This is a genomic window from Alteromonas sp. P256 (assembly GCF_036864455.1).
In the GTDB taxonomy this organism is placed as follows: domain Bacteria; phylum Pseudomonadota; class Gammaproteobacteria; order Enterobacterales; family Alteromonadaceae; genus Alteromonas.
Map to the genome: position 1 here is coordinate 322,105 of NZ_JAZETM010000002.1, position 14,220 is coordinate 336,324.

Below are 14,220 nucleotides of genomic sequence, written 5' to 3' on the forward strand. Positions count from 1 at the left end.
TGTGCATACACTCGTTATAATCGCCCATCGAAAACATATTAATAATTCAACGCTGTGCTTTGTTTTTAACTTTTACTTTAATCTTTTGACGCTGCGGTCTGTGAGTGACATGGCCAGCCGTAAAATTGATGGTGTAAGCGGGATAAACACGAACGTTGGAGAAATACGAATAGCGTATTCCACGCTCAAACTTTAAATATGCAAGTGGCGCAGAGTAGGCGTCACCACTGTAAAGGAACATTCATGCCTGTAATTACCCTTCCTGATGGAAGCCAACGCGCTTTCGACAACGCTGTTTCTGTACTTGACGTTGCTAACGACATTGGCCCTGGTTTAGCCAAAGCAACGATTGCCGGAAAAGTAAACGGCGAGCTTGTTGACGCAGTTGACATGATTGATGCTGACGCACAGCTTCAAATTATTACCGCAAAAGACGACGATGGCCTAGATATTCTTCGCCACAGCTGTGCTCACTTGTTAGGCCATGCCATTAAACAGCTATGGCCAAACACGAAAATGGCCATTGGACCAATTATCGACAACGGGTTCTATTACGATGTTGATATGGAAGAAAGCCTGACTCAGGAAGACTTAGCCAAGCTTGAAAAGCGTATGCTAGAGCTTGCCAAAACAAACTACAACGTTGTAAAAAACAAAGTCAGTTGGCAAGAAGCTCGCGATGCCTTTGCAGAGCGTGGTGAAGACTACAAAATTGAAATTCTTGATGAGAACATCAGCAAGGATGACCGCCCAGCACTGTATATTCACGAAGAATATACCGACATGTGCCGTGGCCCTCATGTACCAAACATGAAGTTTTGCCATCACTTTAAGCTGATGAAAGTGGCGGGTGCTTACTGGCGCGGCGACAGCGATAACAAAATGTTGCAGCGTATTTACGGCACAGCATGGGCAGACAAAAAACAACTGAAGTCGTATTTACAACGACTTGAAGAAGCTGAAAAGCGCGACCACCGCAAAATTGGTAAAGCACTAAACTTATTCCATTGGCAAGAAGAAGCGCCAGGTATGGTGTTTTGGCACAATGACGGTTGGTCTATATACACCGAGTTAGAGAGCTTCATTCGCACGAAACTTCGCCAATATAACTACGACGAAGTGAAAGGCCCATTAATGATGGACCGCAGCTTGTGGGAAAAAAGTGGACACTGGGACAAGTACGCAGAAAACATGTTTACTACCGAGTCGGAAAAGCGCGAGTACGCGGTTAAACCGATGAACTGCCCAGGTCACGTTCAAATATTTAACCAAGGCCTTAAGTCTTACCGCGATTTACCGCTGCGTATGGCTGAATTTGGTTGTTGCCACCGCAACGAGCCATCAGGCGCGCTGCACGGTTTAATGCGAGTTCGTGGGTTTACGCAAGACGATGCCCATATTTTTTGTACAGAAGAGCAGATCTTAGAAGAGGTTAGCGGCTGTATAAGAATGGTGTATGAGACCTACGCAGCATTTGGCTTCGACAAAGTAGCAGTGAAATTGTCTACTCGACCTGAAAAGCGAGTAGGGGCTGATGAAATTTGGGATAAGTCGGAAGCAGCACTAGCTGACGCATTAAAAGCCAATGATATTGAATTTGAATATCAACCGGGTGAAGGTGCGTTCTACGGCCCTAAAATTGAATTTACTTTACACGATTGTCTAGACAGAGCATGGCAATGTGGTACTGTGCAGCTCGATTTCTCTATGCCTGGTCGTTTAGGGTCTACTTACGTTGCTGAAGATGGCGAACGCAAAGTACCTGTAATGATCCACAGAGCGATTTTGGGTTCGTTAGAGCGTTTCATCGGTATACTTACCGAAGAGTTTGCCGGTTTTTACCCGTTATGGTTAGCACCACAACAGGTGGTAGTAATGAATATTACTGACAAACAGGCAGATTACGCAGAAGATTGTGTAAAAAAACTGCACGATTTAGGGTTTAGAGCAAAGTCTGACTTGAGAAATGAGAAGATTGGCTTTAAAATCCGTGAGCACACGCTTAAGCGTATCCCATATATGCTAGTAGTAGGCGATAAAGAAATGGAATCGGGCGAAGTAGCAGTACGCTCACGTCGCGGCGATGACCTAGGCAAAATGAGCCTGGAAGACTTTATTGCCATGTCTCAACAAGAAGTTATGGCAAAGACCATTAAGTAGTTGAGCAAAATTTGTGTATAATGCACACCGGAGTTTGTTTTTGACTCAAATTTCATGCTGAATACGGCATCACAAAAACAAACGAGAGAATTGAATGTTTGGAGGAATACCACATTAAAGGCGCTAACAATAAGGCTCAGGGCGACAAAGCCCGCATTAACGATGAGATTAAAGCCAAAGAAGTACGTTTAATTGGCAAAGACGGAGAACAGGTTGGCGTAGTTTCACTCGCTGAAGCAACGCAGCTAGCGGAAGAAGCTGCCTTAGATCTTGTAGAAATCAGTCCGAATGCTGAGCCGCCAGTCTGTAAAGTTATGGACTATGGCAAGTTCGTCTTCGAAAAGAGTAAAGCTCAGAAAGAGCAGAAGAAAAAACAAAAGCAAATTCAGGTCAAGGAGATTAAGTTTCGCCCTGGCACTGATGAAGGCGATTACCAGGTAAAACTGCGCAACCTGCGTCGCTTTCTCGAAGGTGGTGATAAAGCCAAAGTCACAATTCGCTTCCGCGGACGTGAAATGGCGCACCAAGACATCGGTATAGACCTACTAAATCGCGTTAAAACCGATTTAGAAGAGATCGCAAACTGCGAATCTTTTCCACGTCGCGTGGAAGGCCGCCAGATGATTATGGTGCTCGCCCCAACTAAGAAGTAGTAATGGTCTAAAGTTTTCAGGAATCTGCACCCTGAAACACCTTGCTGCAAACATTAACCGACAATTAAGCGTCTGCACGCTGAACACGTCGATACAAAACAATGCGGAGTTTTAGCAATGCCTAAAATGAAATCTGTAAGCGGTGCCGCCAAACGTTTCAAGAAAACGGGCTCTGGTCGCTTTAAAAGCAAGCAGTCTCACTTACGTCACATTCTGACTAAGAAGAGTACTAAGCGTAAACGCCAGTTACGTGGCAAAAAATTGGTTCATGATTCTGATACTAAATTAGTTCAGCGCATGTTGCCGTACGTTTAAGACTTAGGAGACTAAAGAATGGCTAGAGTAAAACGCGGCACGATTGCACGTGCTCGTCACAAAAAAGTCCTCAAGCAGGCAAAAGGGTATTACGGCGCTCGTTCACGAGTTTATCGCGTAGCGGTACAAGCTGTAACTAAAGCTGGTCAATATGCTTACCGCGACCGTCGTCAGCGTAAACGTCAATTCCGTCAGTTATGGATTGCACGTATTAATGCTGCGTCACGTCAAAATGGTTTGTCATACAGCCGTTTCATTAACGGTTTGAAGAAAGCGTCTGTTGAGATTGATCGTAAGATCCTTGCCGACATCGCAGTTCATGACAAAGCAGCTTTTAGCGCATTAGTCGAAGCGGCTAAAGGCGCATTAGCTTAATTATTAACTAATTAAGTTTAAGTTCTTTCGGGGAAAGGCGAGCAGGATGCTCGCCTTTTTCTTTTCTACAAGAAATTACGTTAGAAGTTGAAACGCTTATTAGGTTAATTACTCTTGTAGGCTAGTGAACTCCTAAACTCCATTACACCTAAACTCTAATACACCTAAACTCCAATATATCCAAACTCAAACTTCCTATTATCCAGGCTCTTGACGTAAAAGGTCATCAACTAACTATATAACCGAGTCGTTATATAGAGGTTTCCAGATGGTGTGACGTTAATTCTTTAGTACGATTTCCCTTTTATCAAATGCAAAAGTTAGTCACGCTAAAAATTTCATATGCACAATGTAATGTAGTGCTGACATAGAAAAATTACGGCACTGAAGAGTTTATAAAAACTTATCTTTTGTAGTGGGAGGTGGGCTATTCGTATGACTCAAGGCCGAGGCTTTTATAAGCCTACAGGGAGCAGGTTTAAGCGGGATTAGCTATGAACAAGATTTGAACCAAAAAAGCACGAGACTGCACTACATTAAAATACTCTACTCTAAGAAATAGTGAAGAGAATAAAGCGCAGAAATTACCTCTCTGCGCTAAATACAACCAACTAGCTAGTAAGCGTTTTTATTCAAGAAACCGTTAAACACAGTCATAAATACAATTTTCATGTCGAACCAAATAGACCAGCGGTGTATGTAATCTAGGTCGTATTCAACCCGCTGAACCATTTTGTTAGTGGTTTCTGTTTCGCCACGCAAACCGTTTACTTGTGCCCAACCAGTAATGCCTGGCTTAACTTTATGACGCAGCATGTAGCCAGTAATTATTTTTCGGTATTCTTCATTATGAGCAACAGCATGAGGGCGGGGACCGACAATAGACATCCTCCCCTGTAAAACATTGATAAACTGAGGTAGCTCATCAAGCGAGGTGCGTCGCAAAAAACCACCTATTTTTGTTAAGCGCGCATCATTCTTGGTAGCTTGTTTTACCACTGCGCCATTATCTTGCGTTGTCATCGAACGAAACTTATAAACAGTAATTTGTTTACCATCTAACCCATAGCGTTTTTGTTTAAAAATAACAGGGCCTTTGGACGTCATTTTCACTGTTGCGGCAATGCAAAGCATAGGGATTGAAATTAGTGCAAGAATGGCAATGCTCAGTACAACATCTTCAATGCGCTTTAATACATCGCTTGCACCTTGAAAAGGCGTGTCGTAAACACTCAATGCCTGCACATTGCCTACGGTTTGCCAGCGTGCATTGAGTAAGTTGTACATAAAGAAGTTTGGAATAACATAAACGTTCGCTGTGGTGTCGCTGCACTGTTCTAAAATAGTACGTATGCGGTTTTCGGCACTCATTGGCAATGCAATGTAGATATAATCCACTTCATTACGTTTTGCCATTTCAATGGCGTCGTCAATTTTACCCAGTACCGTATTTTGCAGCTCATGGGGAAGGCGGTCGCTTCCTCTATCGTCGAAAATTCCGTTGAACCGAATACCCAAGTGTTCGTTATTCTGTATCTGTAAAGCGACATTCGCACCTACTGGTGTGGCGCCGATAATGATCGAACGCCTCGAATTAAGACCACTTTTTCGAATCCTGAACAAAAACTTTCGCATTACATATCGCCAAATGATAAGAGCGATAAAAGATGAAGCGAACCAAAGTAAAATGGCGGGAGCTGGAAGACTAATATTTGAAACGAAAAAATACCCTAACGTGAGCGTTGCAAAAATGGTAATTGCCCATGTTATGGCCGCTGCTCGCAGCATTTCTGGCGTTCTGTGTCCACGCCAAGAGCGGTAAAGCTCAACACCTTCTGCTGAAATTTGGAAACAGACTACATTGATGAATAGGAGTAGGAGGCTGGTAGCGTCGACAGGGACACCATAAAAATAGGCGCTAGCGTAATAGAAGAACGTAACGATTGAGAGGTCAATCAGTCTGTAAAACGTAGAAAACCCACTTTGATTTCTCACCACAAGACCACCACTACTCGATGACTCCACTGGGTGAGATTTAATCGCTTTGTTTGGGTCTACTTTATTATCCATTTTTAAATATCTCGGAATGCTTGGTTGAAATCAAAGGCGCTTGCTAACTGCAAGAGAAGTTGTTTTTAGAAAAGGCCATTGTAATGTCTAAGCAAAAACTGAGCCTTTACTTGTATCTACCGAAAAAAGAAATTATATGAAGTAATTTAAATCACGAGTGGTTAAAGGATATACTACTTTATACATTACACGTATTTAACGATTATTATAACTTTCATGTAATTTTATTACAAAATTTATCGAAAGATTCCTCAATGAGTACCTGTTTGTCCCTTAATTCTTTCCATCTGTGTCATAAATGAGATAGCATAACGCACAATTTAAAACTGGTTTTAATTAGTGATTTAAAGCTTGGACAGAGGGCTAACAGTACTTGCCATGTAAATGGGTTAAACGCTCGGGCTTATTACATTTAAGCTTAAAATGATAAATGGGCGTGCTGCTTGCATCACTTACGTTAATGAAATAGATGTGCACTATGAAAAGTCCTTTTCTCCGGCGTTTGCGGCTTTGAAAGGCAACGAAGTTCGTGCTTTGCACAAAAATGAATCAGTTGGGTTGAAATCAGAGGAAATGAAATGTTGAAATGGACACGAAACATAGCAGTAGTGTCGGCGATTTGCGCCACAATACCAATAAATGTTTGTGCGCAGGAGGCGGGCCGCGTAGAAGTAGGGCAGTTTGATATTATTCCTATTCTAAACTCTTCAATAAGCTATGTTGATAACGTAGCGTACGCGCGGGATGATCTACCAGAAATCTACAGCTGGCGGTCAATTTTTTCTCCTGAACTTATTGCAGCGACTGAGCTTGATGGGAACCCAGTTCAAATTGGCTATCGACTTGAGCGCGGCGTTTATTTTTCAAGTAGTGCTGACGACTATACTGATCATTTCTTTGAAGCATCTGGCGATTTTGAGCTTAACAGCCGCCATCGTGTGAATGCGATAGCGCAGTACGAAGATGGCCATGAAGACCGAGGAACTGGTTTTTCCTTAGGGCTTGGCAATAACATTGCAACGCCAGACAGATATAAAAGCACTGCAATAGGTGCAGATTACTCTTATGGCGCGGTTACGTCTGATGGCATGATTATCCTAAAAGCTGATAGGCAAACACTGGATTACGATAGAAGTGAACAAGCTTATTTAATCCGCGATCGAGTAAAAAACAGAGTCGGAGCCGAGCTGGCCTACCGAGTTGGTTCTGCTACAAATGTTGTATTAGATGTAACCCAAACTTACGTGAGATATGACAATCAGGTTGGTATAACCACGCGAGATAGTGATGAAACTAGGGTACTCGTCGGTTTAACTTGGGAAAGTACAGCGGCAACAACTGGTTTTGCGAAAGCAGGGTATAAAGAAAAAGATTTTAAAGCGGAGACAAGAAGCACTTTCTACGGTACAGACTGGGAGGTGGGTGTTGAGTGGCAACCTTTGACTTATTCCACATTCAGGTTTACCACAAGCGCAGACACTCGCGAAACCAATGGTGAAGGTAACTTCATTCGGGGTAGAGATTACTCTGCGTCATGGAACCACGAGTGGCTTCAGCGTTTAAGTACTTCGTTTAAAGTATCCAAATTAACCGATGAATACGTGCTTACAGACAGCGTGCTCGCTAACCGAGATGATGAACTAATGCGATACTCTGCATCTCTAAATTATGATGCAAGACGCTGGTTAAGCTTCTCTTTGTTTTATCAATTAGACGACCGTGACAGTAACCGAGCTTTAATAGGGTACGATAGAAATGTAGTTGGAATTTCTGCTGAGGTAACGCTGTGAAACGCCATTTAGTATCGATGTTCTCTTTTGCTTTTCTTGCTTTAATGTGTTCGTCATTAGCAGCGCAGCAGGGCAACCTTAGTATGAGCCAGTATCAGCTAGGCTCAGGGGACAGAGTAAGTATAAGTGTGTTCGGACAAGACGATTTGTCGATGGAAGTAAGGCTGCCAGATGTGGGTACCATAAACTATCCATTCCTCGGTGAGATTAAGCTTGTTGGAATGACGGCGGCTGAAGTAGAGCAGCTTATATACGACGGATTGTTGGGTGACTACTTAATTAATCCTTCTGTGTCTGTATCAATTGTAGAATATCGGCCTTTTTTCATTGATGGTGAAGTAAAAAGGCCTGGAGGATACCCTTATCAGCCAGGGCTGTCTGTTAACAAAGCTGCGGCACTTGCTGGAGGCTATACCGAGAGAGCGGCTAGGGACAAAATTACTATTGTAAGAGAAAAAGATGGTCAAACTTTCGAATTTACAGTTACGGTGAGTGACATGATACAACCTGGTGACATTATCACCATAAACCAACGCTTTTTCTAATTGAGTAGTTTTTGGGAATAAAAAATGGCAGTTAACAACAGGGAAGAGCTAAATAATGGTGTGTTCGAAGATGAAACCATTGATATCGCTCATTATTTTGGAATTATAAAGCGATACGCATTTAGAATTGTATCATTGGCAGTTGCATTTACCGTTCTGGTAGCACTCTTAGTATTGCGTATGACGCCAATGTACACATCGGCCACTACTATTCTGGTCGAGTCTGAAAAAGCCAATATTGTCTCAATTGAAGAAGTTTATGGGTTAGACACCAAGCGCAAAGACTATATGCAAACGCAATACGAAATATTGCGTTCTCGCCAAATAGCAGAGCGAACGGTAGAGAGTATCTCACTGTACAATAATGCTGATTTTATGCCCGCTGATGAAGGGCCAGGGATGATTGACAGCCTCAAATCCTTTGCATCAGATTTCTTGCCATTCCTTCCTCAAGAAAAGGCTGTTGTTTTGACAGACGCCGAGATCTTAGCAAAGAAAAAACGTAAAGCTGTCTCAATCCTGATGAAAGCCGTTACGATATCCATGGTAGAGAATACTCAGGTAATGGAAATTTCAGTTACAACTGAATCTCCAACGCTCTCTGCTGAAATTGCCAATACTATTGCTGATGTGTATATCGAAAACTATTTACAAGCTAAACTCGATATGACAGCGAAAGCTACGTCGTTTTTGACAGAGAGCCTAGAGGGCCTAAAAGACAAATTAGACGTTGCAGAGCGCAACCTCGAAAAGTTTTACGAGCAAAATCAGGTGGTAAATATTGACGGCGTGGTTGGTTTAGCTGCTGATGAATTAGAACGCTTAAGTAGCCAGCTGTTAGACGCACAAACTGCACTAAAATTAAATGGTGTCATTTATCGCCAAACACGTAATGATACCTCCCTCGATGACGTGTCTAAGTTACCCGAGGTGCTTAATCATCCAACCATTCAGGGCGTTCGCAGAGATGAGGCTCGGGCAATGACTCGGGTTAATGAGCTTAGTAAAGTATACGGCCCTAAGCACCCTAGAATGATTGCGGCAAACGCAGAACTTTCCTCAGTGAAAGAAACCCTCAATAGCCAAATTAGCGATTTGATAACAAGCATTACTACGCAGTATGAAGTATCTGAAGAGCGCGTAAAACAACTGCAGCAAGAAGTTGAAAAAGCAAAGTCAGAATATCGCGCCCTATCCACTCTAGACACTCAGCGTAAAGGCTTACAACGAGAAGTTGATATTAACCAACAGCTTTATAACTCCTTCTTTACGCGATTGAAAGAAACCGACGAGTTAGGCGGTTTCGAGTCGGCAAACGCGAGTGTGCTAGATTCAGCTATGCCAAATTACGGGCCGTCGAAGCCAAACAAAAAGCTCCTTATTGGTGCTGCCTTTGTTTTTAGCATAGGTTTTGGGGTGTTTTTAGCCATAGTGATGGAAACGCTAAATAGCGGTATTCGCTCAGTAGAAGATGTAGAGCGAAAGTTAGGACAGCGTATGTTGGGGCTTATTCCATGGCTGCCGCACAAGAAAAAAACCGATTTGCCAATACGCTCTTTCTTCGATGGTAAAAAGCATCAATTTGCCGAGTCGGTTAGAACATTGCGTACCAGTTTATCTCTGCTCAATTTAGACAAAGAGCAACAGGCTATAATGGTAACCTCCAGTGTGCCAAAAGAAGGTAAAACTACGGTTTCGATAAACTTGGCTTTTGCATTGGGGCAATTAGATAAGACTATATTAATTGATGCTGATTTGCGTCGTCCTACCGTCGGGAAGCAGTTTAATGTACCCAACTACCAACCGGGCGTTGCTAACCTCATTTTAAAAACTCATACGTTTGATGAATGTTTGATAAGAGATGATGAGTCGAAAATCGATATTCTCTCTGCGGGCACCATTCCGTCTAATCCACAAGAGTTATTGTCTGACAAAGGGTTCGAAGCACTGATAGAAGAGCTTAAAACCCAATACAAGTACGTAGTTATTGATACAGCCCCAACGCAGGCCGTTAGCGACTCTATGGTAGTTGCCAACTCTTGTGACTCTGTTATCTACGTTGTTAGAGCTGACAGCACAAGCGAGAAGGTAATCAACACCGGCCTATCTAGATTCTTACAAGTGGGTCATCGTCTTGATGGAGTGGTACTAAATCAAGTAGACTTACGCAAATCTGATGTAGCACAAAGGTATGCAGGTTTTTATGACCAATACGGATATACAAGTCATAAAAATAGCTAACAGTATTATTTGATAGACCTTCATAGTCATATACTTCCTGGCATCGACGATGGTGCCAGGTCTCTAGATATTGCCTTAGAAATGGCTAGGCAAGCCGTGGATAATGGCGTTACCCATATGGTGTGCACACCTCACATGCACAAAGGGTATTTTGACAATACCCACGCATCTATTGAAAGCGCTTTTAAAACGTTTGAGCAAAACGTAGCCCATCACAATATTCCAATTACTTTCTCATTTGCCGCAGAAGTCCGAGTAAATGAGTTAATTCCTATTTGGCATAAACAAAATGCGCTGCCATTTTTAGGTACGCTTAATGAGAAGCGAATACTCCTCCTTGAAATGCCCCACAGTCATTTACCACAGGGGTTAGATTCACTTGTGAAGTGGTTGCTTAAACACAATGTTCAACCACTGATAGCTCACCCAGAAAGAAATAGGGAATTATTGAGCGAGCAGCACAAGTTTTTATGGCTTCAGCGTTTAGGTTGTCAATTTCAGGCCACGGCCGGAGCGCTAACCGGTAGGTTCGGCGAAAATGTTCAACAATTTGCAACCACTTTATTGAGAGAAAGAGCGTTTCACGTTGTCGCTTCCGATACCCATGACACATTTAGACGCCCAAACGATATGAAAGAGGCATTCGAGCTAGTATCTAAGTTTGACAAAAGTTATGCAGAACAGCTGTTTATAAAAACGCCTGGTGACATTGTTGGCTCAGCGAAGCAGTAAATGTCAATGATGCGCAGTAAGGCCTTATCCATCAATATGATTAAGTTCTTGTTAATTGGCTTGTTATTTTGGGGTGTATTTTGGAGTGGGCAATTCTTTATTGCGGGAAACGCATATTACAGCGTTAAAAACAGTGTAGAACAATGGCAAGAGCAGCCAAGTAGAGCAAGCATTGATAAAGCACACTTAGCGTTAAAGAAAATTGAAACTGCAATAAAGTACTTCCCAAATAATGCACTTTACCTTCAAATGCGTGGGCAAGTGTATGAGTGGTTGGCGTTCATAGATAGAAAAAGCGAAAGCAACCAATTTTTAGAGAGTGCAATGGCAAGTTATCACAATAGCCTGACTTTAAGACCAAAGTGGTCGGCGAGCTGGGTTGGACTTGCATCCTCAAAGTGGAAGCTAAACCAGCTAGATGATGAGTTTTATTCCTACTTAGACAGCGCTCAAAAAGTTGGGCCTCAAGATGCCTTACTGCATAGCTTTATAGCAGAATTTGGCCTCAGTATGTTTCACGCTAAAAGTATTCACTATGTTAAAATAAAAGGCATGCTAGCAAAACACTTGCATCGTGGTTTACAAAACCCATTAAGCCGAGAAAGAGTGTTACAGAGCATTGAGAAATACTCGTTAGAAAAAACGGTATGTAGATGGCTAAAGTCATCGCCTTATCCAGTAAGGAAGCAAATCCCCAACTGCGTTAGTTATGACTAGTTTTTGAAGGTGGTTTGGGCTTAGGGCAATTTTTCTAGAGTATGGAATGTTAAGTATCAGGCGAGTGGTAACGCTTAACTCGCATTTACTATAAGGACTTCAAGAAATCCCACAATCCGAGTGAAAAGTCTTCAAACAAGTTTATGCCAAGCCAGCTTTTAAGAATATACAGCAGTACTAACCCTAGTAATAACGAAGTGCTTATAAACAAAGTTACTGCTGCTGCCATGGCAATTCGGCCCATGCGCATTTCAGTTCTTGATAAGTCGCGCTTGTCTCTGCCTGCCAGCAATACAAAATAGTATCTGCTTTTAAAAAGGCCAATAGTGCCCCTTAAATCGACCTTGTGACTACCCCAGCGTCTACCCGCTAGTGCTGCATTTAAATGAGTAAGCTGTTCGTTAGAAAATGACTCAGCTACCTTTTTGGGCATTCGGTCTAGCATATGCTGCACGTTTGGCTCTTCTTCGACAGGGTGTTTAATTTTAAGAACCACAAAAAATCCTTTAGGTGATAGCGCTACCAGTTAATAATGAGACAGGCTGCATTGCTATTAATCAAATTTAATTATGTTGAGGGCGCATAGATATAGCTTTGCTTGTGACGCCTAATGACAGAAGTACTATAAAAAGTGCTGCATTTGCTGACGCCTGCAGTGGGAAATCCACGATTGCATGCAAAGCCATTCCCACTGTTGCCATGAAACTTGCAAATGCTACGCCTCTTGGGAGTGGGTGTCTCCGCCGGCGAATTGCACTTATACTACTTTTGGCACATAAAATTACCAGCAAGGCCAGCAATAGGGTGCCAACAAGCCCAAACTCAATGCTAAATTGCAGGTATTCATTATGGGCATGGTCGTAAAAATGCTGAATAGTTTGATTTTGAACGTGTGGATAAATTGTATAAAAAGTTCCGCCACCGAAACCCAACAATGGGTGCTCACCTAATAAAGGCAAAGCATCTGCAATAACCTCATCTCTACTTTCTTGAGTGAAACTGGTTTGCTCTAAACGTTGTTGAACTTGTTTTAAGCCGAATAAACTACTAACAATCAATATATCGATAATTAGCATGCTGACAAACAGTGTAATATAACTTTTTTGCCGTGGTTTAAAATATATCAAGCCTAAGGTTGCGGTTAGGGTCATGCTAAAAAAGAATGCACTATTCCCCATGCGAGAGCGAGACATAACCAAAGCTATTACCATTACAATAATGCCTATACGAAACAAAACTTTGTTGCTAAGCCAAAACTTAATAAGTCTTCTAAGGCGTTCTCTCTTTGTTCCAGTTTTTGTAATATGCATAGTTGCGATCAAGTAGCCTATGGCCGCACTTAAGGTTAATAGTAAATAGTTAGCGTAGTGGTTTTTATAAACGAAGCTTCCAGTGGCAATGTGCGTTACCGGTAACTCAAAAATAATGCTTTGCTTAATACCAGAAAGCACCTCTAAACTTCCGTAAATTGCTTGGCATATACCTGCCGCGCTAATTGTTATTAATGTAAGCTTAAGCCTTTGAGGTGAGTTAATAAGGGATAGAGAAAGAAAAAATAATACGCTGTAGGCAAAAGACTTCATCAAGGTAATTTGGCTTTGACCAACATCAAAGCTTAACGCAATCCATTCGCTACTCCCTGGCAAATTTGCTAGCTCGGAAAGTCTCTCAGGTCGCAAAAATTCTAAGAACGCGTAGGGAAGTGGAATAATGTTGATAAGCTGGCAGGCTAAAAAGCCAAGCCAAAGCAAGATGAACCATTTATGTTTTGCATACAATTTTTGACAAAAATGAGGCTGAGTAAGCACAAGCAATGCCCCCTGCAGGAAAAACGACACCTGCATTAACGACCATGCCCATGGGCGGTTTCCTCCCAGAGAAAGAGGCAACCAAAAAAGCGTGAATAAAAGAAAACCGAAAAGAAACTTTTCGGTTTTCGGAAAGGGCTGATTTATCAACGACTACTTAGCCTCAACTGCGCCTGTAATTATTATCAGTTTGCTGAGACTGTGGTATCGCCACCACCGGCGCCCGCTGCGCCCGTACCAACACCAAGAGGTGAAAAATCATTCCCATCCGCACCTGCGGCAGTGGCCGTCAGAGTTGTTGGATCAATTCCCGCATTAATTGCTGCCAATAATGCATCATCTTCGCTCAGCATGCCCATCTGTGATGCAATACTGTAAATTTCATCCGCACTCTCTGGAAAGAAGATCATGGCAATAGTAACAACTTGCGCCGGTATTTCAGGCATTGAATCTAGGCCTGCTATCGTAATTTCAAACCCAGACGCATTCTCATTCAACAAAGTAACCATACTTTCATAAGACGACCTGTTTTGTTCTAAATATGCGCGACCAGTGGCATCAAAATACAATCCTTCATTGAGTACGGTACTACTCACTTCGCTAGAAGCGGCACTTAATTCTTTTCCAGCTTCCACTTCGCTAACAAGCAACCCTCTTACCTTAGTTCCAGGCGCAACAGAAGACTCTTGCGCATGCGAAATAGGCGTCAATAGTAAAAGTGCGCTCACAAATAGAGACAACAATGCACTGTTTCGCATAAAAACTCCTTAATATTGGTGTCTGTCGATAAAAATTGACGTTCTTTGGGCATCAT

The 14,220-nt window shown here is 42.4% G+C and carries 13 protein-coding genes; 9 read left to right on the plus strand and 4 right to left on the minus strand.

What is annotated here, in order from left to right; all coding sequences use genetic code 11:
* Positions 1–243: 243 nt before the first annotated feature.
* From thrS to rplT, 4 genes are all read left to right on the plus strand, one after another.
* The gene (thrS, locus tag V7R39_RS04755; protein WP_334028709.1) at positions 244–2,160 is read left to right on the plus strand and encodes a threonine--tRNA ligase; all 1,917 of its coding nucleotides are present in this window, start codon (positions 244–246) and stop codon (positions 2,158–2,160) included.
* A 98-nt stretch (positions 2,161–2,258) separates the two neighbouring features.
* Positions 2,259–2,813, plus strand: a complete 555-nt coding sequence (gene infC / locus V7R39_RS04760; protein WP_287009097.1) for a translation initiation factor IF-3 — start codon at positions 2,259–2,261, stop codon at positions 2,811–2,813.
* A gap of 117 nt (positions 2,814–2,930) precedes the next feature.
* A complete protein-coding gene (rpmI, locus tag V7R39_RS04765) occupies positions 2,931–3,128 on the plus strand; it encodes a 50S ribosomal protein L35 (protein WP_032095095.1) in 198 nt (65 codons plus the stop codon).
* An 18-nt stretch (positions 3,129–3,146) separates the two neighbouring features.
* Positions 3,147–3,503 (plus strand): 50S ribosomal protein L20, encoded by a 357-nt coding sequence (gene rplT / locus V7R39_RS04770; protein ID WP_071979225.1) that lies wholly within the window; start codon positions 3,147–3,149, stop codon positions 3,501–3,503.
* Between the two features lie 615 nt (positions 3,504–4,118).
* Here rplT and V7R39_RS04775 read toward each other — a convergent pair.
* The gene (locus tag V7R39_RS04775) at positions 4,119–5,573 is read right to left on the minus strand and encodes an undecaprenyl-phosphate glucose phosphotransferase (RefSeq protein ID WP_334028718.1); all 1,455 of its coding nucleotides are present in this window, start codon (positions 5,571–5,573) and stop codon (positions 4,119–4,121) included.
* Positions 5,574–6,151: 578 nt separating this feature from the next.
* Here V7R39_RS04775 and V7R39_RS04780 point away from each other — a divergent pair.
* The 5 genes from V7R39_RS04780 to V7R39_RS04800 are packed head-to-tail and all read left to right on the plus strand — an operon-like array spanning position 6,152 to position 11,598.
* Positions 6,152–7,363 carry an outer membrane beta-barrel protein gene (locus V7R39_RS04780; RefSeq protein ID WP_334028720.1) on the plus strand — a complete coding sequence of 404 codons (1,212 nt, stop codon included), beginning with the start codon at positions 6,152–6,154 and terminating at the stop codon, positions 7,361–7,363.
* A gap of 17 nt (positions 7,364–7,380) precedes the next feature.
* Positions 7,381–7,908: a polysaccharide biosynthesis/export family protein gene (locus V7R39_RS04785; RefSeq protein ID WP_334029125.1), complete on the plus strand. Its 528-nt coding sequence runs from the start codon at positions 7,381–7,383 to the stop codon at positions 7,906–7,908.
* Between the two features lie 24 nt (positions 7,909–7,932).
* On the plus strand, positions 7,933–10,149 hold the full coding sequence (locus V7R39_RS04790; protein ID WP_334028722.1) for a GumC family protein: 2,217 nt from the start codon (positions 7,933–7,935) through the stop codon (positions 10,147–10,149).
* A 9-nt stretch (positions 10,150–10,158) separates the two neighbouring features.
* The gene (locus V7R39_RS04795) at positions 10,159–10,881 is read left to right on the plus strand and encodes a tyrosine-protein phosphatase (protein WP_334028724.1); all 723 of its coding nucleotides are present in this window, start codon (positions 10,159–10,161) and stop codon (positions 10,879–10,881) included.
* A complete protein-coding gene (locus tag V7R39_RS04800; RefSeq protein WP_334028726.1) occupies positions 10,882–11,598 on the plus strand; it encodes a VpsP family polysaccharide biosynthesis protein in 717 nt (238 codons plus the stop codon).
* 88 nt (positions 11,599–11,686) lie between these two features.
* Here the strand turns inward: V7R39_RS04800 and V7R39_RS04805 are convergent, their stop codons facing one another.
* The 3 genes from V7R39_RS04805 to V7R39_RS04815 form a co-directional block, all read right to left on the minus strand.
* Positions 11,687–12,094, minus strand: a complete 408-nt coding sequence (locus tag V7R39_RS04805) for a 3-phosphoshikimate 1-carboxyvinyltransferase (protein WP_334028728.1) — start codon at positions 12,092–12,094, stop codon at positions 11,687–11,689.
* A 67-nt stretch (positions 12,095–12,161) separates the two neighbouring features.
* On the minus strand, positions 12,162–13,181 hold the full coding sequence (locus V7R39_RS04810) for an O-antigen ligase family protein (protein ID WP_334028729.1): 1,020 nt from the start codon (positions 13,179–13,181) through the stop codon (positions 12,162–12,164).
* A 410-nt stretch (positions 13,182–13,591) separates the two neighbouring features.
* The gene (locus tag V7R39_RS04815; RefSeq protein WP_334028732.1) at positions 13,592–14,164 is read right to left on the minus strand and encodes a hypothetical protein; all 573 of its coding nucleotides are present in this window, start codon (positions 14,162–14,164) and stop codon (positions 13,592–13,594) included.
* Positions 14,165–14,220: the final 56 nt, after the last annotated feature.

What these genes read in the sequence shown, in the direction of transcription:
- V7R39_RS04810 (WP_334028729.1), bottom strand. Translation starts at nt 13,181, where the DNA reads ATGAAGTCTTTTGCCTACAGCGTATTATTTTTTCTTTCTCTATCCCTT.
- V7R39_RS04800 (WP_334028726.1), top strand. Translation starts at nt 10,882, where the DNA reads ATGTCAATGATGCGCAGTAAGGCCTTATCCATCAATATGATTAAGTTC.
- rpmI (WP_032095095.1), top strand. Translation starts at nt 2,931, where the DNA reads ATGCCTAAAATGAAATCTGTAAGCGGTGCCGCCAAACGTTTCAAGAAA.
- thrS (WP_334028709.1), top strand. Translation starts at nt 244, where the DNA reads ATGCCTGTAATTACCCTTCCTGATGGAAGCCAACGCGCTTTCGACAAC.
- rplT (WP_071979225.1), top strand. Translation starts at nt 3,147, where the DNA reads ATGGCTAGAGTAAAACGCGGCACGATTGCACGTGCTCGTCACAAAAAA.
- V7R39_RS04780 (WP_334028720.1), top strand. Translation starts at nt 6,152, where the DNA reads ATGTTGAAATGGACACGAAACATAGCAGTAGTGTCGGCGATTTGCGCC.
- V7R39_RS04790 (WP_334028722.1), top strand. Translation starts at nt 7,933, where the DNA reads ATGGCAGTTAACAACAGGGAAGAGCTAAATAATGGTGTGTTCGAAGAT.
- V7R39_RS04775 (WP_334028718.1), bottom strand. Translation starts at nt 5,573, where the DNA reads ATGGATAATAAAGTAGACCCAAACAAAGCGATTAAATCTCACCCAGTG.
- V7R39_RS04785 (WP_334029125.1), top strand. Translation starts at nt 7,381, where the DNA reads ATGTTCTCTTTTGCTTTTCTTGCTTTAATGTGTTCGTCATTAGCAGCG.
- V7R39_RS04815 (WP_334028732.1), bottom strand. Translation starts at nt 14,164, where the DNA reads ATGCGAAACAGTGCATTGTTGTCTCTATTTGTGAGCGCACTTTTACTA.